The sequence below is a fragment of the Paenibacillus sp. NPDC056722 genome (assembly GCF_042790635.1).
Taxonomy (GTDB): Bacteria; Bacillota; Bacilli; order Paenibacillales; family Paenibacillaceae; genus Paenibacillus_AQ; species Paenibacillus_AQ agri.
Window position 1 is genome coordinate 459827 of sequence record NZ_JBHTYV010000001.1, and the last position, 22944, is coordinate 482770.

At 49.2% G+C, this 22944-nt stretch carries 19 protein-coding genes; all 19 read right to left on the bottom strand.

Annotated elements, in window-relative coordinates; genetic code table 11:
- Positions 1-221: 221 nt before the first annotated feature.
- A complete protein-coding gene (pnp, locus tag ACFRAM_RS02190) occupies positions 222-2324 on the bottom strand; it encodes a polyribonucleotide nucleotidyltransferase (protein WP_379464345.1) in 2103 nt (700 codons plus the stop codon).
- 251 nt (positions 2325-2575) lie between these two features.
- Complete coding sequence (rpsO, locus tag ACFRAM_RS02195) at positions 2576-2845, bottom strand: 30S ribosomal protein S15 (protein WP_066362055.1); 270 nt, start codon at positions 2843-2845, stop codon at positions 2576-2578.
- Positions 2846-2994: 149 nt separating this feature from the next.
- Positions 2995-3942 carry a bifunctional riboflavin kinase/FAD synthetase gene (locus tag ACFRAM_RS02200; protein WP_379464346.1) on the bottom strand — a complete coding sequence of 316 codons (948 nt, stop codon included), beginning with the start codon at positions 3940-3942 and terminating at the stop codon, positions 2995-2997.
- Positions 3943-3980: 38 nt separating this feature from the next.
- On the bottom strand, positions 3981-4895 hold the full coding sequence (truB, locus tag ACFRAM_RS02205) for a tRNA pseudouridine(55) synthase TruB (protein WP_379464347.1): 915 nt from the start codon (positions 4893-4895) through the stop codon (positions 3981-3983).
- Positions 4892-5869, bottom strand: coding sequence for a DHH family phosphoesterase (locus tag ACFRAM_RS02210; protein ID WP_175371909.1), 978 nt, complete (start codon positions 5867-5869; stop codon positions 4892-4894). The genes truB and ACFRAM_RS02210 overlap by 4 nt, the downstream gene beginning before the upstream one ends.
- Before the next feature lie 22 nt (positions 5870-5891).
- Positions 5892-6245 (bottom strand): 30S ribosome-binding factor RbfA, encoded by a 354-nt coding sequence (rbfA, locus tag ACFRAM_RS02215; protein WP_175371910.1) that lies wholly within the window; start codon positions 6243-6245, stop codon positions 5892-5894.
- Between the two features lie 18 nt (positions 6246-6263).
- Complete coding sequence (gene infB, locus ACFRAM_RS02220; protein WP_379464348.1) at positions 6264-8909, bottom strand: translation initiation factor IF-2; 2646 nt, start codon at positions 8907-8909, stop codon at positions 6264-6266.
- Positions 8902-9225 (bottom strand): YlxQ family RNA-binding protein, encoded by a 324-nt coding sequence (locus tag ACFRAM_RS02225; protein ID WP_066362065.1) that lies wholly within the window; start codon positions 9223-9225, stop codon positions 8902-8904. Before ACFRAM_RS02225 ends, infB begins: the two co-directional genes overlap by 8 nt.
- The gene (rnpM, locus tag ACFRAM_RS02230) at positions 9218-9526 is read right to left on the bottom strand and encodes an RNase P modulator RnpM (RefSeq protein ID WP_066362066.1); all 309 of its coding nucleotides are present in this window, start codon (positions 9524-9526) and stop codon (positions 9218-9220) included. The genes ACFRAM_RS02225 and rnpM overlap by 8 nt, the downstream gene beginning before the upstream one ends.
- Before the next feature lie 28 nt (positions 9527-9554).
- Complete coding sequence (nusA, locus tag ACFRAM_RS02235; RefSeq protein ID WP_066362068.1) at positions 9555-10652, bottom strand: transcription termination factor NusA; 1098 nt, start codon at positions 10650-10652, stop codon at positions 9555-9557.
- Between the two features lie 26 nt (positions 10653-10678).
- Positions 10679-11146, bottom strand: coding sequence for a ribosome maturation factor RimP (gene rimP, locus ACFRAM_RS02240; RefSeq protein ID WP_066362070.1), 468 nt, complete (start codon positions 11144-11146; stop codon positions 10679-10681).
- Positions 11147-11377: 231 nt separating this feature from the next.
- Positions 11378-15703, bottom strand: a complete 4326-nt coding sequence (locus ACFRAM_RS02245; protein WP_379464349.1) for a PolC-type DNA polymerase III — start codon at positions 15701-15703, stop codon at positions 11378-11380.
- Between the two features lie 143 nt (positions 15704-15846).
- The gene (gene proS / locus ACFRAM_RS02250; RefSeq protein ID WP_379464350.1) at positions 15847-17295 is read right to left on the bottom strand and encodes a proline--tRNA ligase; all 1449 of its coding nucleotides are present in this window, start codon (positions 17293-17295) and stop codon (positions 15847-15849) included.
- Between the two features lie 33 nt (positions 17296-17328).
- Positions 17329-18603, bottom strand: a complete 1275-nt coding sequence (rseP, locus tag ACFRAM_RS02255; RefSeq protein ID WP_379464351.1) for an RIP metalloprotease RseP — start codon at positions 18601-18603, stop codon at positions 17329-17331.
- A gap of 141 nt (positions 18604-18744) precedes the next feature.
- Entirely contained in the window at positions 18745-19884 is a 1140-nt protein-coding gene (locus tag ACFRAM_RS02260) for a 1-deoxy-D-xylulose-5-phosphate reductoisomerase (RefSeq protein ID WP_379464352.1), read from the bottom strand.
- Between the two features lie 21 nt (positions 19885-19905).
- Positions 19906-20709, bottom strand: coding sequence for a phosphatidate cytidylyltransferase (locus tag ACFRAM_RS02265; protein ID WP_379464353.1), 804 nt, complete (start codon positions 20707-20709; stop codon positions 19906-19908).
- A 21-nt stretch (positions 20710-20730) separates the two neighbouring features.
- Positions 20731-21498 (bottom strand): undecaprenyl pyrophosphate synthase, encoded by a 768-nt coding sequence (locus ACFRAM_RS02270; RefSeq protein ID WP_379464354.1) that lies wholly within the window; start codon positions 21496-21498, stop codon positions 20731-20733.
- Between the two features lie 77 nt (positions 21499-21575).
- Entirely contained in the window at positions 21576-22130 is a 555-nt protein-coding gene (frr, locus tag ACFRAM_RS02275) for a ribosome recycling factor (protein ID WP_379464355.1), read from the bottom strand.
- Entirely contained in the window at positions 22130-22858 is a 729-nt protein-coding gene (gene pyrH, locus ACFRAM_RS02280; RefSeq protein WP_066362084.1) for a UMP kinase, read from the bottom strand. Before pyrH ends, frr begins: the two co-directional genes overlap by 1 nt.
- Positions 22859-22944 lie beyond the last annotated feature (86 nt).

The following is a 22944-nucleotide window of genomic DNA, read 5'->3' on the forward strand; positions in this document are numbered from 1 at the left end:
AGGCTTTGTCCCAGCCTATGAAAGATTCGAGGAAATTATGCATGCAGCGGATTATCGCCACAAGTATACTCTGATGAAAACAAGAAAAGCACCTTACGGTGCCCTGCCTCTAATTCCTATATTGTTAAATCTAAATACTAACTATAAAAGTGTAATGAGAAAAAGAGCCAGAATACTTGCGCTTCTGTCTCTTTTAACCCTCACAGCCCTCGTGTAAAAACTTATGCCTTGGCTGCGCCTTCGGAAGTCAGCACCGCTTTGCGGGAAAGGTTGACACGACCTTGTTGGTCGATCTCGGTGACTTTTACAGTGATTGTATCGCCGATAGCCACAACATCCTCTACCTTAGCTACACGCTCGGTGGACAGCTGGGAGATATGCACCAGACCGTCTTTACCTGGCAGCAGCTCAACAAATGCGCCGAATTTCTCGATGCGTCTAACGGTACCCACGTAAATTTCGCCGACTTGCACTTCACGTACAATACCTTCGATAATGGTACGGGCTTTCTGAATCATCTCTTCATCAGAGGAACCAATGAATACACGGCCATCTTGTTCGATGTCGATTTTCACGCCGGTTTCTTCGATAATTTTGTTGATGATCTTACCGCCAGCTCCGATAACATCACGGATTTTGTCCGGGTTGATGTTGATGATGATAATTTTTGGTGCATATTTGGACAGATTCGGTCTTGCCTCGGAAATCACTTCATTCATCTTGTCCAAGATGAACAAACGGCCTTCTTTGGCTTGCTGCAAAGCATCCTGAAGAATTTTCCGATCGATACCGGCAATTTTAATATCCATCTGAATCGCCGTTACGCCTTCTGCAGTACCCGCTACTTTAAAGTCCATATCGCCAAGGTGATCTTCCATACCTTGAATATCGGTCAGAATGGAAACATGCTCTCCATCTTTGATTAGACCCATGGCTACACCGGCTACTGGTGCTTTAATCGGAACACCCGCATCCATCATCGCCATACTACTGGCGCAAATGCTTGCTTGGGAAGTCGAACCGTTCGACTCAATGGCTTCCGATACCAAACGAATGGTGTATGGGAATTCAGTCTCACTAGGAATTACTTTAGACAGTGCACGTTCTCCAAGTGCGCCGTGACCAATCTCGCGACGGCCAGGTGCTCTAAGCGGACGAGCTTCCCCTACGCTGAACGGAGGGAAGTTATAATGGTGCATGAAACGTTTCGTTTCAGCCAAATCAATACCGTCGAGAATCTGCACATCACCCAATGCACCCAGCGTACATACGCTAAGAATTTGTGTTTGCCCACGTGTGAACAGACCGGAGCCGTGTGTACGCGGCAGCAGACCTGTATCGCATTCGATTGGACGGATCTCATCAAGCTTACGGCCATCTGGACGTACCTTGTCATGAGTAATCAGTCGTCTGACTTCTTCCTTCACGATGTCATGAAGCACTTCCTTGACATCCTTCAGAAGCTCAGGGGTTTCTATGTATTTCTCAACGAAATACGCAACAGCTTCATCATTCACAACATCGATCGCCTGTTGACGTGCATGCTTCTCGGCAATTTTGACAGCTTCCACCAAACGGCTCTCCGCAAAAGCACGAACCTCAGTGTTCACATCAGCATCTACCGCATGCAGCTTCACAGCCATTTTTTCCTTACCAGCAAGTTTGACTAGTTCTTCAATGGTAGCGACGATTTTGCGAATTTCATCATGCCCGAACATGATCGCTTCAAGCATCACATCTTCCGATACTTCACTTGCTTCCGCCTCAACCATCATGATGGCATCTTTGGTTCCGGCAACCACGACATAAATGTCGCTGTCGGCTTGCTGAGCTACATCCGGATTGATGACAAACTCACCATTGATCCGGCCTACGGCAACCCCACCGATAGGTCCATCAAACGGCACATCCGAAATGCTAAGTGCTGCGGAAGTACCAATCATAGCGGCAATTTCCGGTGCACAATCCTGATCCACACTCATAACAAGGTTCAAGACTTGTACATCATTCCGGAAACCTTCCGGGAACAGCGGGCGTATAGGACGGTCTGTCAAGCGGCTCGACAGAATCGCTTTTTCACTCGGTCTGCCCTCCCGTTTAATAAAACCACCCGGGATTTTACCCACCGAATATAATCTTTCCTCATAGTTAACCGTTAGCGGGAAAAAATCCAGATCCTTCGGCTCTTTCGAGGCTGTAACCGTACACAATACTGAAGTATCACCGTAACGCACCATTACGGCTGCATTAGCTTGTTTGGCCAAACGGCCTGTTTCTAGCACAAGGCGTCTTCCGCCCAACTGCATTTCCACACGTTGTTCCATAAAGTCCCTCCTTAATTGAAGTAAACGAATTTGCTAACCGTTAAGATACACAAATTCTGTATACAACTACAAGCAAAAACGGCTTGTCCTCCCAGCGAGATGATGAAGCCGTTTTTTGCGAATCATATCTTCTTTCATACTTTCAATAGTTTCCCCATAATTTTCAAAAAGCAACCCAGTTGTCCCGCTGTCGCTCCGAAAAGGACGTACGGTATACAACCAGGCTGCTTTAAGAGTAAGCTTATGGAATATTAACGACGCAATCCCAGTTTTTCGATCAGGGCGCTGTAACGACGGACGTCTTTGTTTTTCAAATACGCCAGCAGTTTACGACGTTGGCCAACCATTTTCAACAATCCACGACGGGAGTGGTGATCTTTCTTGTGCGTACGCAAGTGGTCAGTCAAATTAACGATGTTCTCCGTAAGGATAGCAACTTGCACCTCAGGGGATCCAGTATCGGATTCATGAGTTTTGTGCTCGTCGATCAATTGGTGTTTACGTTCTTGAGTCAATGCCATCCTGTTCACCTCCTTCATAATAATCGCCAATAGCCTCGTAGCCGTCGGTGAGAACAAGCAACCAAGCTAAGGTTATGATGCCAAAGTGCGGCAACGTTTATCAGTATAGCATCTTCACCGACAAATGTAAACGGCATGTCCGCTGCCTATTATAAATATTGCTGTAAAAGCTGTTTGGCCGTTTCGGAATCCTGTCCAATCTGAGCGATCAAAGCCGGAATGGACTCGAATTTGCGCTCCGGACGGATGTATGAGACCAGTTCGACTTTAAGATGCTTATCATATAAATCGCCGGCAAAATCGAATAGATGTACTTCAAAGCTAGGCGCGATCACGCCTTCATGGAAGGTCGGTTTCACCCCAACATTCATGACCCCATGCAGCACCTGGTCATTGTAGAACACGCGAACGGCGTATACGCCTTTAGCGGGTGTGACAAAACGGTCATCGAGCTGCAGATTCGCTGTCGGAAAACCGATGGTACGTCCGCGCTTCTCGCCATGTCCAACCATTCCACGCAGATGATAAAAGCGGCCGAACCAGGCGTTCGCCAGCTCCAACTCACCGGTCTGAAGGCTTTTGCGGATACCAGAACTGCTGACCTTCTCGCCATTCAGTAGGAAAGGAGGCACAGTCTCGACATTCATAGCCCCGCCTCCCAGTTCGCTCAGCATCTCTGCATCGCCTTCGCCCTGATAGCCGAAACGGAAATCAAAACCGACAACGGCAGTAATCACATGCAGCGGCAGCAGCATGACAGAGACAAAGTTCTGCGGGCTAACTCTGGAGAGCTGCTCATTGAATTCAACTATATACAAAATATCAACACCCATGTCCGCAAGCAGTTTCTGCTTGTCCGCCTGTGGAGTCAGATACCCTTCATAATCTCCTTTACCCATAACATCCTTCGGATGGGGGTGGAAGGTCATTACGGCAGCCGGCACGCCTTCTTTGCGGGCCAGAGCCACAGCCGAGGCAATGACACTGACATGGCCGAGATGCAGACCGTCGAACTGCCCAAGGGCAACCACTTGCGGCTGTGCCCATTGCGTGGCTGTCTCTGGAGGCATTGGATAGGTTAACGTTACGGTTCTCACGCTGTCTCTCACCTACAATTCACTTTGTAAAATTGATATTAGACTTGTGCAAAAACTTTGACTGGAGCAATCGCTCCTGTCTCATCCAGCTTGTAAATACCAAGAAACTCCCCTTGCAAATCATAAAGCCGGAAATCACCGTCCGTCTCGACTTCCGGAGCAACAAAACGTAAGGAAAGGCGCTGGCCCTGCAAGGCTGCTTTCTTCTTCTCGTCCATCACCTTATGCTGTGGCAAATGGGCAATCGCTTCATCAGCAGCAATCAGATGGCTTTCCAGCGTACCTGCTTCCTTGTGGTCTGCAATCTCCTCAAGCGTTAGACAATGCTCGGCAGTAATACCAGCAGACATCGTTCGTTCCAGCTTGACCATCACCCCCGGCACGCCCAGTGCCCGGCCAATATCGACGCAAAGCGTACGGATATAAGTGCCTTTGGAGCAGCGCGCACGGAAGGTAATATCGGGATAATTACCATTTCGAGTCACATTCAGCAGCTCGATTTCGTAAATCTCCACTTCCCGGCTTTTCCGTTCTACGGTCTTGCCTTCTCTAGCCAGTTCGTATAGACGTTTGCCGTCTACCTTGACTGCAGAATACATCGGTGGCACCTGAGAAATTACGCCATGAAAAGAGTTCAGCACCGCCGCGATCTCTTCATCCGTGACATTTACTTCGTCAACGGTTTCTGTAACCGTTCCGGTCAAGTCCTCTGTATCACTGGCCATGCCAAGTCTCAGCGTAGCAACATACTCTTTGGGTAGCTCCTGTATATACTCCACCACCCGGGTAGCCCGTCCCAGACATAACGGCAGCACACCCGTCACTTGGGGATCAAGTGTCCCCGTATGACCGATTCGCTTCATGCCTAGAATGCGCCGGGCTTTGGCCACAACATCATGGGACGTGAACCCAGCTGGCTTATACACGGCCAAAACTCCTGTAAGTTCACTCATAAATGACGTCTGACCTCCTCAAGGATAAGCGGAATAACCTGCTCCAGTGGCGCCTCTACCTTGGCACCGGCTGCACGAGTGTGTCCGCCGCCGCCAAACGTCTGCGCCAGTGCAGCAACATCAACCTTGCCCGCAGAGCGTAGGCTAACCTTAACTGCATTCTCATGAATGACCTTGAACAGAATGCCAACCTCTACCCCACGAATATTGCGCGGATAGTTCACAATCCCTTCGAGATCCTCATTCTCTGCAGCACAATCAATCATGTCCTGCGGAGTCACGTGAACCCAGGCAATGTGCCCTTCAGGTGACAGCTGCAATGTACTCAGAGCCCGGTTTAATACCTTAACCTGCGGCAATGTCATTTCTTCCAGCAGATTCTCCGCCAGTTCCGGACCATTCACACCAAGTGACAGCAGTTCTGAGACTGTCGCCATTACCTTCGGTGAAGTATTGGAATAACGGAAACCGCCGGTATCCGTCAACAATCCGGTATAGATAGCAGTAGCAATCTCAAGATTCCACTCTACTCCGATAACTTTGAGCAGATCGAATAGAATCTCTGCGGTCGCCGCTGCATCCGGCTTGATCAGGTTGACCGTTCCATACCCGTTATTGGTGGGATGATGGTCAATGTTGAGGATCTTCGCCCCTTCGGCAAAATAACGCTGTGTTCTTCCTACACGCTCAAAGTCGGCACAATCCACACAGATGATATGGCTATATTGGCCAGATAGCTCCTGCTCAGACATGTTGACAATCTCACTGGCATGCCACAGGTACTCCATCCGCTTCGGAATTGGACCTTCATTGATCATAGTGTATTTTTTGCCCAGACATGAGAGAAGCCAGCCCACCGCTAGGGTGGAGCTGACTGCATCTCCGTCCGGCTGAACATGCGACACTACAAGGTAATCGTCATGGTCCAGCAGAAACTCACGGGTCTGCTGGAGACTTTGTTCATAGCTCTGCATTCGCCGTCTCCTTTTAAGTTGACTATCTCTCTTCGTTCTTGCCAATATCACCAAGCAGCTTCTCGATATGACTGCCGTAAGCGACGGACTCGTCAAACTTGAAGATCAGCTCTGGGGTATGACGAAGGCGGATTGCCTTGCCAAGCTCTGTGCGGAGAAAGCCGTTGGCTTTGTCGATCGCTTTAAGCGACTTGGCTTTTTGTTCTTCATCCCCGAACACGCTAAGGTACACTTTAGCTTGTGACAAGTCGTTCGTCACGTCTACGCCAGTCACCGTTACAAAACCAATTCGGGGATCTTTCAATTCACTTTGGATCAGTTGGCTAAGTTCTTTCTTGATCTGCTCACCAACGCGTCCAGCTCTGATTTTAGACATCAATATTCACCTCTTCGCTTAGCGCTCTACACGTTCCATGATGAACGCTTCGATAACGTCACCCTCTTGGATGTCATTATAGCGTTCCAAAGTTATGCCGCATTCATAACCTTGCGCCACTTCTTTGGCATCATCCTTGAAGCGCTTCAGGGTATCGATCTTACCTTGGAACACAACGATTCCACTGCGGATCAAGCGCATTTCAGCACTGCGGGTGATTTTGCCGTCAGTAACCATACATCCTGCAATATTACCCACCTTACTGATTTTGAAGACGTTACGTACTTCAGCATGCCCGATAATGTTCTCTTTAAAGACAGGATCAAGCATACCTTTCATAGCACTTTCGATTTCTTCGATTACGTTGTAGATAATGTTGTGCAAACGAACATCCACTTTCTCTTGCTCAGCAGCTACTTTAGTTTGAGCATCTGGACGAACGTTGAAGCCGATTACGATAGCATTTGATGCTGCTGCCAAGGTAATATCGGACTCTGTGATAGCACCGGCACCGCTGTGAATAATCTTCACGCGTACGCCTTCCACTTCGATTTTGGCCAAAGAGCTCTTAAGTGCTTCTACTGAACCTTGCACGTCAGCTTTGATAATTACGTTGAGATCTTTAATCTCGCCATCTTTGATGTGCTGGAACAGATCATCCAATGTAACACGGGTGTTCGTGTTCAGCTCTGACTGGCGCTGGGACGTGGAACGTCTGTCAGCGATAGCCCGGGCTTTACGCTCGTCTTCGAAGGCCATGAACGGATCGCCCGCTTGTGGAACCTCTGTCAGACCCGTAATTTCCACTGGAGTGGATGGTCCTGCTTCTTTGATCTTGCGTCCTTTGTCATTCACCATAGCACGTACGCGACCGAAGCAGTTACCTGCTACAAATGCGTCCCCAATTTTGAGGGTACCATTCTGCACGAGAATACGTGCAACCGGTCCACGGTTCTTGTCAAGTTCGGCTTCTATAACGGTACCGCGTGCCCGTTTGTCAGGGTTCGCTTTGTACTCATTAACTTCAGCAACGAGCAAGATCATTTCAAGCAATTCTTCCAGGTTAATACGTTGTTTAGCGGACAGGTTAACGAAAATCGTATCTCCGCCCCACTCTTCAGGAACCAGCTCATAGCTAGTAAGCTCTTGCTTCACCTTGTCAGGATCAGCGCCTGGCTTATCGATTTTGTTGACAGCAACAATAATCGGAAGACCTGCAGCTTTAGCATGGTTAATTGCTTCTACCGTCTGTGGCATAACGCCATCATCGGCTGCTACAACGATAATCGTCATATCTGTAACCTGAGCACCACGAGCACGCATTGCGGTGAACGCTTCGTGACCCGGTGTATCCAGGAACGTGATTTTCTTGTGGTTGATTTCAACTTGATAAGCACCGATGTGCTGAGTGATTCCCCCTGCTTCTCCGCCCGTTACATTCGTGGAACGGATAGCATCCAGCAATGTTGTTTTACCATGGTCAACGTGACCCATGATTGTAACTACTGGAGGACGTGATTGCAGATCGTCTTCAGAATCGTTCTCTTCAACGGTTTCGAAGCTATCCTCATCCACTGGAATCTTCACTTCTACTTCTACTCCGAATTCACCGGAAAGCAGCAGAATAGTGTCGATATCAAGCTCTTGGTTAATGGTCGCCATAACGCCCATAGAAATCAGTTTTTTGATAACTTCAGAAGCATCCTTATGGAGCAGCTTGGCAGTTTCGCCTACAGTCATGCTGCCGCGCACAATGATTTTCTTCGGTGTATTGTCAATCTTCTCGCGACGCTCCATCGATTGGTTACGTCCGCCACGGTTGTTCTTGCCACCGCGACCACGGAAGTTACCGCCTTTACCATCATCAAAACGACGTTGGTTCGAATTCGGTCTGCCACCAGTCGTATTCTTCTTAGGGCCGCCAGCGCCGCCACGGGAGAAATCTCCACCTTGACCTTGCTGTGGACGGCTATCAGTACGCGGTGCGCCGCCTTGTGGACGGTTGCCGCCGGCTGTACTGTTTTGCGGACGGTTACCGCCGCTATTAGCGCCTTGTGGGCGATTGCCGGTGCCGCCGCTACCTTGCGGACGACTGCCGCTAGTAGCGCTTTGTGGACGGTTGCCACCACCAGTATTGCTGCCTTGCGGACGGTTGCCGCCGGAATTACCTTGTGGACGATTGCCACCGGTCGAATTACCTTGTCCTTGTGGACGGCTTCCGTTGTTACTGCCAGTACGCGGCGCTCCGCCTTGCTGTGGACGCGCATTTTGTGTGGAACCTGATTGTGTTCTGCGGGAATCTTGTCCGCTTTGGGGCCTTGGGGACGTTGTAGTTTGGTTGTTGTTTTGGTTACTGTTCATACCTACCTGCTTTTCCGGTTGATTTTTGTTGGCATTCTGGGCACTTTGCGGATTGGCTGTTACCGATCCGGTTGTCACCGGACGGCTGCTGGTGCCGTTATCCCGCTTGGCCGCAGCGTTTGATTTGATGTCCTTGAAGAATTGCTCTACTTTATTGACAGCGCCATTCTCCATTACACTCATATGATTATTCACAGGAACATCCAAACGCTTCAGAATTGTAATAATTTCTTTACTACTCATATTCAGTGATTTTGCATATTCATACACACGCAATTTGTCTTTATTGTCTTCTTTAGTCAATAAATACACCTCCGACTGTATCTCCGAGCTGCTTGGAGATCATTTCCGCGAATCCTTTATCCGTAATGGCCAGCACTACGCGCTGGTCTTTACCAATACTTGCACCGAGGGTATCCCGGTGAAAAGCGATTACTAGTGGAATATCGTAGGTTCCGCATTTATCACGGAACTTTTTCTTGGTGTTGTCTGACGCGTCACCCGCAAGAACGACCAGCTTCGCCTCCGATGACCGTACCGCTTTGAGCACGATCTCGTCGCCGGTGACTAATTTGCCTGCTCTCATCGCAAGTCCTAAATAAGAAAGTACCTTACTCATTATCCTCACTATCCTTTGCTGCCAAGAACTGCTCCTCAACGGACGCAAAGTCCCGGGCAAGCTGGGCATAGATTTCGGAGCTTACCTGACATTTTAAGGCCCGGTCAAGCGCTTTGTTCTTCTGGGCCAGTTTGAAGCATTCCAGCTTACCGCAAATATAAGCACCCCGGCCCGACTTCTTGCCTGTCAGGTCGATAAGCACCTCGCCCTCAGGAGTTCTGACCACTCTGATCAATTCTTTCTTGGGCATCATTTCCTGGCTGGCTACGCATTTTCGCAGTGGAACCTTTTTTTGTTTCATTGTATCGCCCCCCGCCTTGACACGTTAATTAATCAATGGAGACGGAATCCTGATGCATTTCATCACTGACAGACTTAGGTCTGCCGTATTCCTGTTCCGCCTGGGTCTCGCTCTTGATATCGATCTTCCAGCCGGTCAGCTTAGCAGCCAAACGAGCGTTCTGCCCTTTGATGCCGATAGCCAGCGACAATTGATAATCAGGAACGATCACCCGCGCCATTTTCTCCGCTTCGAATACTTGAACTTCAAGTACCTTAGACGGGCTCAGCGCGTTGGCCACATATTCTTCCACCGACTCGGAATAACGGACGATATCAATCTTCTCGCCGCGCAGTTCGGTAACGATCGTCTGTACACGCATACCTCTAGGGCCTACGCAAGAGCCGACCGGATCCACTTCCGGGTTGCGCGAGAATACAGCAATCTTGGAACGGAAGCCAGCTTCGCGGGCTACGGAACGAATCTCCACCACACCGTCAAAAATCTCAGGTACTTCAAGCTCAAACAGACGCTTCAAGAGGCCAGGATGGCTGCGGGACAACAGAATTTGTGGCCCCTTAGTGGTGTTCTCAACCTTGGTGATGTAAGCCTTGATACGCTCGCTCTGCTTGAATTTCTCTCCAGGCATGAGTTCGCTTAGCGGCAGAACCGCTTCGATCTTACCAAGGTCCACATAGATGTTGCGCATATCCTGACGCTGAACAAGGCCGGTAACAATATCCTCTTCCTTGTCGATAAAAGCGTTATAAATGAGTCCACGCTCTGCTTCGCGAATACGTTGAGTAACTACTTGTTTAGCCGTTTGAGCAGCAATGCGCCCGAAATCACGCGGGGTGACCTCAAGCTCGGCCACATCTTCCAGTTGGAAGTGAGGGTTAATCTCTCTAGCTGCTGGCAGCGAGATCTCGGTCCGTGAATCCAGAACCTCCTCGACCACCAGCTTACGTGCGAACACCTTGATTACTCCAGTGTTGCGGTTCATGTCCACACGAACGTTCTGTGCTGCATTGAAGTTGCGTTTATAGCTGGAGATCAGCGCAGCTTCAATGGCTTCAAACAGCACATCCTTGCTGATGCCCTTCTCCCTTTCCAGTTCATTCATAGCTTCAATAAAATCCATACTCATGAAATTCCGGTCCCCCTTTCAAGACGTTAAAAAATAATGGCCAATCTCGCGCTGGCGACTTTGGCATATGGCACAACATGTTCTTTTTTGCCCGCGGAGATGAGCAGTTCCTCGTTCTCGAACGAAAGCAAACGACCTTCGAATTCCTTGAGTCCTTGAATCGGCTCATAAACCGTCACATATACGTCTTTTCCTACCGCCTTGGCCACATCTGCGGCTTTCTTGAGCGGACGTTCCGCTCCCGGTGAGGACACTTCAAGGAAATAAGCCTCGGGAATAGGATCATTCTCATCCAGCTTCTGGCTGAAATATTCGCTAATGGAGCCGCAGTCATCGATATCAATGCCGCCCTCCTTATCCACGAATATACGCAGGAACCAGTTGGAACCTTCCTTTACGTATTCTACGTCTACCAGCTCAAAGCCATTGTCGTCCAGATAGGGTCCGAGCATCTGCTCTACCGTTTGTTTAATTTTGGATTTGGGTGTGCTCAAAAAATTAACCTCCACGAACTTGTCTTTTGCTATATACCAAAGATAAAGAGTGGGTTTCCCCACTCTTTACACAACGGACTTATCTCATTATTACCAAAAAAATTATAACATAGTGCGTGGGCACTGACAAGTGCCAGCCCTTGACTACCCCTTTTCAGGAGTCATGACCATTGCAGTTTCCCGCAATCAACCTGTTATATCCGGCAGCAAATCTATGCGAAAATGAGGTCGTTAGAAAAGAGAAAGCTGGTTGCTCTCCGGTAGTCCCCGGAAGCAGCCCATGCCGGTAAGAAGCTCGATAACCGTCTTACTAGCTTTGGATTTCTGCTGGAAATCCTCTATGGACAAGAACTCTCCGGCGTCCTTAGCGGCAGCAATATTGATCGCTGCGTTATCCCCGATGCCTGATAGTGCAGAGAACGGAGGGATGAGACTGTCGCCATCCACTGTAAAGCGGGTAGCATCAGAGCGGTACAAATCGATATTCTTGAATGTAAGACCGCGAGCGGTCATTTCCAGAGCCATTTCCAGAATCGGCAGCATCGCCTTTTCCTTAGGCAGCGCCTGGAATCCCTTTTGCTCAATCTCCACGATCTGACGACCGATGGCCTCATAACCCTGACAACAAAGATCAATGTCAAAATCCGCTGCCCGTACAGAGAAGTAGGTCGCATAATACTCAATCGGATGATAGAGCTTAAAGTAGGCAGTACGCACTGCAGAGATAACATACGCTGCTGCGTGCGCCTTCGGGAACATGTACTGGATCTTCAGGCAAGAATCAATGTACCACTGAGGTACCTTGCATCGTTTCATTTCCTCGATCCATTCTGGCGGCAGACCCTTACCCTTCCGGACACTTTCGGTAATTTTAAAGGCCAGACTGGCATCCATACCCGCTTTATAGATGAGGAAAAGCATGATGTCATCCCGGCAACCAATTACGGTCTTGATGTTGCAGGTATTATTCTTAATAAGTTCCTGGGCATTTCCCAGCCATACGCCTGTTCCGTGCGACAACCCTGAAATTTGCAGTAAATCGGCAAAACTCGACGGCTTCGATTCGATTAACATCTGCCGCACGAACTTGGTCCCCATTTCCGGCACCCCATACGTAGCCACAGGTGAGCGGATCTGCTCGGGCGAAACACCTAGCGCTTCCGTAGAGTTGAACATGCTCATTACCTTAGGGTCGTTCATTGGGATTGTCGTAGGGTCCACTCCGGTCAAATCCTGCAGCATCCGCATCATGGTCGGATCATCGTGACCCAGAATATCGAGCTTGAGCAGGTTCGCATCAAAAGCGTGATAATCAAAGTGCGTAGTCTTCCATTCGGCATTGACATCATCCGCCGGGAACTGCACAGGAGTAATATCCTCTACGTCTATATAGTCTGGCACAACGACGATCCCGCCGGGATGCTGCCCGGTGTTCCGCTTGACACCTGTACATCCTGCCGCCAGACGGCTAACCTCGGCACCACGCCAGCGTTTCTGGTGATGCTCCTCATATTTCTTGGTAAAACCAAAAGCAGTCTTCTCCGCTACCGTACCGATTGTGCCCGCACGGAATACGTTATCCGGACCGAACATCGTCTTCGTGAAATTATGCGCTTGTGGCTGATATTCACCGGAGAAGTTAAGGTCGATATCGGGAACCTTGTCACCTTTAAAACCGAGGAAGGTCTCGAACGGGATGTCCTGTCCTTCGCCCTTCAGCATCCCGCCACAGTCCGGACAGACTTTGTCCGGCAGGTCAAATCCGCTCGGTACACTGCCGTCCAGGAACCACTCACTATGCCGGCACTCGGCATTGCGACAAACGTAATGCGCAGGAAGCGGGTTAACCTCCGAGATGCCAAGAAAAGTAGCTACTACGGAAGAGCCTACTGACCCCCGTGATCCGACGAGATAACCGTCGCGGTTCGATTTTTTAACGAGACGTTCAGAGATCAGATAGTTGGCCGAGAAACCGTATTTGATAATCGGCTCCAATTCTTTTTCCAAACGGGCCACTACGACCTCCGGTAATTCCTCGCCGTATATTGATTTCGCTGTCGTGTAGCAGGTCTCGCGGATTTCCTCATCTGCTCCTTCAAGAATCGGAGTGAACAACTTATCCGGGAACAATTCCAGCTCCTCAAAGCGATCGGCTAGTTCCACCGTGCTCGTCACCACAACCTCCATCGCTTTTTCCGGACCCAGGAAATCGAACTCAGCCAGCATTTCCTCTGTCGTCCGAAAATGGGCGTCTGGCTTACGCATATCCTTCAGCGGGCTAAAGCCAGTAATGCCGTTTATCGTAATATCACGGTACAGCTTGTCGCGCGGCTCGAGATAATGCACATTTCCTGTAGCGATTACCGGCTTGCCCAGCTGCTCACCAATCTCACAAATTTTGCGTACCACGTCACGCAGTTCCTCAGGACTGGCTACAAACCCTTTGTCCACCAAATGCATGTACATTGTCAGTGGCTGGATCTCCAGCACGTCGTAGAATTGGGCGACTTCCATCGCTTCCTCCACTGTTTTGTTGAGTACAGATTCGAAGAATTCTCCCCGTTCACAACCTGAGATGACCAGCAATCCGTCCCGCAGTTCTTCAAGCTTCGATTTTGGAATACAAGGAACCCGCTTGAAATACTCTGTATGTGATAGCGAAATCAGCTTATAGAGATTTTTCTTACCGATTGCATTAAGAGCGTATATACAGCAATGAAACGGCCGTGTGTTGGAGAGATCATTCCCCACATAATCATTGAGCCGCTCCAGACTTGTCATCCCTTTCAGCTTCTCAGCATCCGCAAGCAGACCGTTCAGAATGCCACCTAGAGCAATAGTATCGTCAACCGCCCGGTGATGACTTTCCAGTAGCACCTTATATTTATCCGCCAGAGTGTTCAGACGGTGATTCTTCATGGTGGGATGCAGCAGCCTTGCTAACTCCAGCGTATCCAGTGACGGATTAGTCAGCTTGGGCTGCCCCAGCTTAGCCAGAGAGGCCTGAATAAATCCCATATCGAATCTGGCGTTATGTGCCACAAGCACACTGTCACCTACAAACTTTACAAAATCATGCAGGACAGGCTCCAGATCTGGAGCATCCTTGACCATTTCATCCGTGATATTCGTCAACTGCTGGATATGATAAGGAATCTTCTCGTGCGGGTTAACAAAGGTGGTATACCGATCCAGCTCTTTTCCCTCGCACATCTTGATCGCTGCAAGCTCTGTAATGTTATTGCGGGTGATTGATAAGCCCGTGGTCTCGATATCAAAAACTACATAGGTAGCTGTCTTCAAATCAAGCGGCTTCGGATTCTCAACAATGTTCACCGCATCATTCACGACATTGGCTTCCACACCGTACAGCATTTTAATCTTGTTCTTATGGGCAGCATGGTTCGCTTCCGGGAAGCTTTGAACTCCGCCATGATCGGTAACGGCCATTGCCGTGTGGCCCCATTTGGCCGCTGTTTTGATATAGACATCGACTGGCGTCACAGCGTCCATGGTGCTCATGGTCGTGTGCAGATGGAACTCTACTCTTTTGACTGGAGCATTATCCTTACGTGCTGGTGGCGCCGCAACCTCGGACAAATCAGATGGGATCATCACCAGTTCCGGAATTTGCATAAACCGGTCATACTCCACTCTTCCCCGCGCTCTTACCCATTTTCCGTTGGCCAGCTGGCTCATAATCTTGAGGTCTTCTTTGTTCTTGGCGAACATCTTCATCTGCAGCGAGTCGGTAAAATCGGTAATAAAGAAAGTAAAGAGTGTGCTGCCGTTCCGCAGTTCTTTGCTTTCCAGTCCAAAAATAGTCCCTTGAATTGTAATTTTCTTCTCTTCATCCTGGATCTCGACAAGCGGTACCGGCGGTTCTTTGATATCATAGCCCACCTGAAGCTTCACGACTTCATTAGGATCACCCTCGTCTACAACGGATTCCGGCTCAACCTCAGTCATCATCTGCTCAATGAATTCTCGCTGCTCTTGCTGGAGCTTCTGCTGGAATTCTTCGAAGACAACGGTATTATCCTGATTTTCCGCTACCTGAATTTTAACCCTTAGCGGGAGAGCAAAATATTTATCGTAAAATTTTATAATAGCTGAGTCGATGCCCTTTTTACGGGCTAGCTCCTGGGACATTGCATCGCTCATCGTCAGCACCAGAGTACCGTCTTGAAGTTCCTGCGAAGAACGTGTCAACCAACCATTAACCGACGGAATTTCACGCTGAACCCACTCCAGGAACAACCCCCAATACTCTGCCACCAGATCTGCCCTGCTAACGTTCTCCGCATATTGGAACAAAAAGCTCACTTTCGCAATATGCTGCAGCTTCTCCCGCATTCTCAGACAAAAGGTCCGGTAAGCCTGCGCAGGTACTAGAGTTTCTTTGGCAATAACAATACGCCAATCCCGGTTGCCACGGCTAATCTCTACACGCTCAATACTTCCATCCAGAAAATAAGGATCGATGAGTCCAGGCGGTATTTCGCCCTGCTTCATCAGAAGCTCGAACCTTTTTCTTCTTTCCACGTTTTGTTCCATGGCTTCCCTCCACCTTATGATCGCCCTAACTTGCCAATGATAAAAAGCTTCCGGGTCAAAAAGCATTGGGTTCTTTCGGCCCGCCGACTCCTTTCGCCAGAAGCTGCATAAAGTAAATCTATATCTCGTAAAGTCGCTCTAGATTAGTACGCTTTAGCAAATACAACGGTATGTGCAGCAGGCTTTCCACAGCAGAGGCAGACTTCCTTCTGCTCCGCAGGATTGAACGGAATATTCCGGCTGGTTGCTCCTGTCTCTTCCTTAACCTTGGACTCACATTCTTCAGATCCACACCAGCCTGCCAAAGCAAAGCCGCGTTTTTCTTCCATGGAAGCCTTCATCTCATCAAGGGTATCAACAGAGTAGAAGTGATCTTCACGGAATTTGAGTGCCCGTTCGAACATTTCGTTGTGTACCTGCTCCAGCATCGCCTGTACTTCTTCTACAAGGTTCTCTTGTTGAATGACTTTCTTCTCGCCAGTAACCCGTGATACCAGAACACAAACGCCGTTCTCCATATCACGTGGACCGAGTTCCAAACGAACAGGTACTCCGCGCATTTCGTATTCGTTGAACTTCCAGCCTGGTGTGACATCCGCACGATCGTCAACGCGGACACGGATGCCTGCGCTTTTCAGATCTTTAAACAACTCATCGGTCCGTCCGATTACAGCTTCACGAGTCTTCGGAGGTCCGATCGGAATCATAATCACCTGTGTTGGAGCTACCTTCGGCGGCAATGCGAGACCGCGGTCATCACCGTGTACCATGATCATCGAACCGATCATCCGTGTGCTTGTCCCCCAGGAAGTGGTGTGTGCATACTCAAGAACGTTGTCACGGCTAAGGTACTGGATCTCAAAAGCTACAGCAAACTTGGTACCCATATAATGGGAAGTACCCGCTTGAACGGCCTTTCCATCCTTCATCATAGCTTCAATGGAGAACGTATCCACCGCACCCGCGAAGCGTTCAGAAGGCGTTTTTTGACCCGCGATGACCGGAATAGCCAGATAGCCTTCTAGAAAATCACGATAAACCTCCAGCATTTGCATCGTCTCTGCCCGTGCTTCTTCCTCGTTCTCATGCGCTGTGTGCCCTTCTTGCCAGAGGAACTCGCTAGTACGGATGAACGGCAGTGTACGTTTCTCCCAACGCACGACGTTCGCCCATTGGTTGATCAGCACCGGCAGATCACGGTAGGACTGAATCCACTTGGAGTACATATGTCCGATCATGGTCTCCGAAGTTGGACGGATGGCCAGACGTTCTTCCAACTGGTCTCCACCCGCTTCTGTTACCCATGGCAGCTCAGGATTGAAGCCTTCGATATGATCCTTTTCCTTTTGGAAAAAGCTCTCCGGAATAAACATTGGGAAGTAGGCGTTACGGTGACCTGTTGCTTTGAAGCGACGGTTCATCTCTTCCTGGATATGCTCCCAAATTTCAAAACCGTCCGGTTTGAAGACGATACAACCCCGCACTGGAGAGTAATCCATCAAATCCGCTTTTTTAATAACATCAATATACCAGCGTGAAAAATCTTCGCCTTGCGGCGTAATTTCCGTTACGAATTGTTTATCTTTTGACATGTGCTGGAATTCCTCCCGTAAATAAAAGCAAAATTATCCGCTAATCAAGCGCAATATATCATTATAAGTTACTGCTATCATAAGAAGGAAGAGCAACGCGAACCCAACGAAGTGAACCATGCCTTCCCGGCCGGGATCAACCGGCTTGCCACGCAATGCCTCAACACCAAGGAACGCCAGACGGCTTCCGTCAAGTGCAGGAATCGGCAACAGGTTGAAAATACCGAGGTACAGGCTGAGAATCGCTGCCCATTTGGTTAAGTATTGAATACCTTGTTCGGCAATCTGTCCTGTCAGTTGGAAGGTACGAACCGGTCCGCCGATATCATCCATGTTGAACTGATTGATCAGTTGCTTAAAGCCGATAAAAATAATTTTTGTGGTATTGACCATATCCTGTCCGGCCCCTGTAAATGTCTCTCCAAGGCCAGCCTTACGGGTCTGAATTTCGGGAGTGATACCGACCTTGGCCCCGTCTTCCCCTTCCATCGAACGCGGAATGAGAGTAAAGTCCAATGTTTCGTTACCTCGAAGAATTTCCCACTTCATTTCCTTGCCCTTAGAGGCTGCAGTCAGGGTGATCATCTTCTGGAAGTCACCGCCAATCTTCTGGCCGTTAACGGAGTCGACGATATCACCTTTCTTGAGACCTGCCTCTTCGGCCGGCATGCCCTTGCTGACATCACCGATCTTGACAGTGCTAGGGTTCTCAATAGCGATTCCAGCCATCTGAATATGGAGCGCAAACAGTACGAAAGCAAGCAAGAAATTCATAACTGGTCCGGCAACAATGGCAAGGGCGCGTTGACCTACGGTTTTACTGCCGAATTGGCGGTCCTTAGGTGCAATCTGTGTCTGTTGACTGCCTCTGACCATCATCGCTTGCGGGTGAACATCATAAGTGGTCACTTCTCCGTCCACATCCAGCGAGATTTTCAGCTTCTCCTCAAGATCCGTATGCTGTGCTTCACCGCGAATCACGTTTTTGCGAGTGTCGAGCGCATCCAGATAGATGTTCTTGACCTTATTGTCCTGCCCCAGTCTTACAGCAATGGTCTGACCCGGACCGATCTCGACAATCTCTGGATCTTCTCCGGCCATTCGCGCATACCCGCCAAAGGGCAGTAGACGCAACGTGAACTGGGTCTCATTGCGTTTATAGGAGAACAGTTTTGGACCAAAACCGATAGCAAATTCTCTGACAAGTATGCCAGCGCGTTTGGCAAAGTAGTAATGTCCCCATTCATGTACGGTTACCAATACAAAAAACATCAGCACCGTTAAAAAAACGACTTGAACCATTTCCAAGCGTAACATCCCCCTTTAGGTGTGAGACCGAAGTATGTCCTCTTAATTTATCATTATTCTCCGATCAGGCACAAGAGAATCAACAGTCCGAACCTATTTTTAGGGTTAGGCAATGATTAGCAGTTATAAAAAGCAGGATGTTTACAGCTGTGCCGCCAATTCCCTTACCGCTCGGTCACAATGCCCGATTTGCTCCAGATCAGGATTACTTTCGTTGTTATGGCACTGAAGCACCTCATCAATGATCTCTTCGATACGAAGGAATGAAATTCCTCCGCGCAGGAAGCGATCCACCGCAATCTCGTTCGCCGCATTGAATGCTGTTGTAGCGGTCCCCCCTGCTTTACCACACTCAATAGCCAGTCGAAGAAGCGGATAACGTTCAAAATCCATCTCCCGGAACGTTAAGCGGCCCGCTTCCGCAAGCGAGAGGCGTTTTGCCGGGGAATGCCAGCGATCCGGATAGGTCAAGGCGTATTGGATCGGAACACGCATATCAGGGGTGCCAAGTTGGGCAATAATGCTGCTGTCACGGAACTCCACATAAGAGTGAATGATGCTCTCCGGATGCAGCAGCACATGGATCTGCTCATAAGGAAGACCGAACAGCCAATGAGCCTCTATGACCTCTAAACCTTTGTTAACCATGGTCGCAGAGTCAATCGTAATCTTCGCACCCATGCTCCAGTTCGGATGTCGCAGCGCGTCTTCCACCGTAACCCCTACAAGCTGATCACGGGTGTAATCCCGAAAAGAACCACCAGACGCTGTTATAGTGATGCTCTCGACATCGCTCCGATTCTCCCCGTTCAGGCATTGAAAAATCGCAGAATGCTCACTGTCCACAGGAAGTATACGCACACCCTTCTTGCGGGCCAACTCTGTGACAAGATGTCCTGCTGTCACAAGTGTCTCCTTGTTGGCCAGTCCAATCGTTCTACCCGCTTCAATCGCGGCTAACGTAGACTGCAGTCCGACACTGCCCACCACCGCAGTAACGATCGTATCGGCATCGCCTCCTGCCGCAATCTCCACCAAGCCCTGACTTCCGCTATAAAGCTCAGTACCGGCTGGCAGAGCTTCCCTAATCTCATTAGCAAGCGCTTCGGTGGCGACAGATACCCTGCGCGGTTTGAACTTACGAACCTGGTCCAGCAAGAGCGCAGTATTACTTCCAGCCGCCAATCCATCAATTTCAAATTTCTCCGGGTGCATCGCGATGACATCCAATGTCTGAGTGCCGATAGAACCGGTAGAACCGAGGATACTTATTTTCTTCACAGCAGTACCTTCTCCCTGACATTAATAGTAAGGCATAAGCATTACAATATGTACGAACGGAAATACGATAATCCAGCTGTCGCAGCGGTCAAGGATGCCTCCATGACCAGGAAGCAGCGAACCTGAATCTTTGATACCGTACACACGTTTATAGGCAGATTGTACAAGATCTCCGAGCTGACCTAGCACCGCGCAAGAAAGACCAATGAGCAGAGCTCGTCCAAAGGTCAACTGATCAGGAGCAAAAATCGCAAAAACAATGGAAATCAGCATGGCGATCAAAACGCCTCCCACTGCACCTTCCACAGTTTTGTTAGGGCTGATCGCAGGCCAAAGCTTATTCTTGCCAAAGCTCTTACCTACAAAATACGCTCCAGCATCACTCCCCCAAATGCAGAAGAGCAGCAGGAAGGTCCATAGCAAGCCATACCCGTCACTAGAAGACCGGGCCATAGCCATATAGGAGAATCCCATGCCTATATAGACGATACCAGCAAACAGCAGCGCTGTAATCCGAATATCCATTTTATTTTTAGTGAAAACTGTGACCAACAGAAAAAGGAGCAGCAAGAGCCAAATTCCTTGTTCCCAGGACAATAATGCGGTCACTCCAAGCAAATTCCAAGGTATCATAAAAGCTGCAATTGCGCCATAACCGAGCAGAGCCGTACCGCCAAACGCAGGCGAACCGGTCATCTTCACGAACTCATAGTAGCCGATGAGAGCCATGGCGGCCAGCAATAGCTGGTACGGCCAGCCTCCCAAAAGGCATAAACCCAAAAATATAGCTCCGGCAACAACACCGGTAATCAAGCGCTGCTTCAAAGGTCTCCATCTCCAATCAGGCTACTTCAGTCCACCGTAGCGGCGTGTACGCCGCTGATATTCGGCAACGGCCTGCAGCAAATGTTCTTTGTTAAATTCAGGCCAGTATGCATCCGTAAACCACAGTTCACTGTAGGCAAGCTGCCACAACATAAAATTGCTAATTCTCATTTCACCGCTAGTACGGATCAGCAGATCGGGGTCTGGCAATCCGCCGGATAAAAGTCTGCTATCGATCACTTCAGACGTAATGTCTTCCGGTTTCAATACCCCTGCCTCTATATCCTTGCCCAAACTGCGCATGCAATCTGTAATTTCTTTTCTCCCCCCATAATTCAGGGCAAAATTCAAAATAAGTCCGGTATTGTTTTGGGTTCTGGCAACTGCTTCTTCCATCGCCTTGCGGGTATATGAAGGTAGTGCTTCGGCGTCGCCCATGACACGTACCTGCACGTTTTTTTCGATCAATTCATCAAGTTCAATCGCCAGAAACTCTTCTGGCAGTCGCATTAGGAACTCAACCTCATCCTTAGGACGCTTCCAGTTTTCGGTTGAAAATGCGTACATCGTTAAGTATTTGATACCCAGTTCATCTGCGGCAATGGTTGCTCGTTTGACGGCTTTCATCCCATTCTGGTGGCCGACAATTCGCGGCAAGCCGCGCCGTTTAGCCCAGCGTCCATTACCGTCCATAATTACCGCTACATGCAGGGGGATGTTATCCGGTGAAATCTCGACTGACTGCTGCCTGTCTTTACGGCCCAACCACGCTTGAACCCGTTTGATCATTTCCGTTTCCTCCAAGCTCTTATCAGAAAGAGACAAACCCCACCAATGACGGAGGGGCCTTAATCTCTTGATTATCTTTAAACTTCCATAATCTCTTTTTCCTTGGACAAGAGCACTTTATCAACCTCGGCTATGAACCTGTCAGTAGCCTTTTGGATATCTTCCTGATGTCCATGGGATTCGTCTTCAGAGATTCCGTTTTTCTCCAGCTTCTTGATATCGTCGTTAGCATCGCGGCGGATGTTGCGGATCGCCACTTTTGCATCCTCACCGAACCGCTTGGTGAACTTCACCAGTTCAGCACGGCGCTCCTCAGTTAGTGGAGGGATGGACAGACGAATGATGGTGCCGTCATTAGCCGGCGTCAAGCCAAGATCCGATTTCATGATCGCACGCTCGATGTCAGACAACGAAGATTTGTCCCACGGCTGAATCAACAGTGTCCGGGAGTCCGGTGTACTGATGTTCGCCAACTGATTCACAGGTGTAGGTGCACCATAGTATTCTACCTGGATACGGTCCAAAAGCGCTGTAGAAGCACGGCCCGCACGCAATGTTGCCAAATCACGCTTCAGCGACAAAATCGCTTTTTCCATACGCTCTTCAGCATTTTTCTTAATCGTTTGTGGCATTAATCTACACTCCCCTTAACAATCGTCCCGATCTTCTCACCAAGAACGACTCGTTTGATATTACCTTGTTCTGTAATGGCAAACACGATGAGCGGTATATTATTATCCATGCAGAGAGATGAAGCGGTGGAATCCATCACGCCAAGATTCTTATTCAGTACATCCATGTAGGTAAGCTGTTCGTACTTCTCAGCTGTACTGTCTTTGAAAGGATCGGCAGAGTATACACCGTCCACTTTGTTCTTCGCCATCAGAATAACCTCTGCTTCAATCTCGGCTGCCCGTAGAGCTGCAGTGGTATCTGTAGAGAAGAACGGATTTCCTGTACCTGCTGCAAAAATCACAACGCGGCCCTTCTCCAAATGACGGATCGCCCGGCGACGAATGTACGGCTCAGCAATCTGTTGCATTGAAATCGAAGTCTGTACACGTGTCGGCACATCGATTTGCTCCAGTGCGTCCTGCAGGGCAAGAGAATTCATCACTGTAGCTAGCATCCCCATATAATCGGCAGTTGCCCGATCAATGCCGCTTGCGCTACCAGCGATTCCGCGCCAGATGTTGCCGCCTCCGCAGACGATGGCTACCTGTACTCCAAGTTCTACAACTTCTTTAACTTGTTCCGCGATGGAGATAATCGTGTCGGCATCAATACCATATCCGTTTTGTCCCGCTAATGATTCACCGCTAACTTTAAGGACTACTCTCTTAAATACCGGCTGTTCCAATTGTATACCCTCACTTTCTTACAAAAGACGGAACACTAAGTGTACGTGTTCCGCTCTTTTGATGCTTGCCTTTATTCAATTCTCCC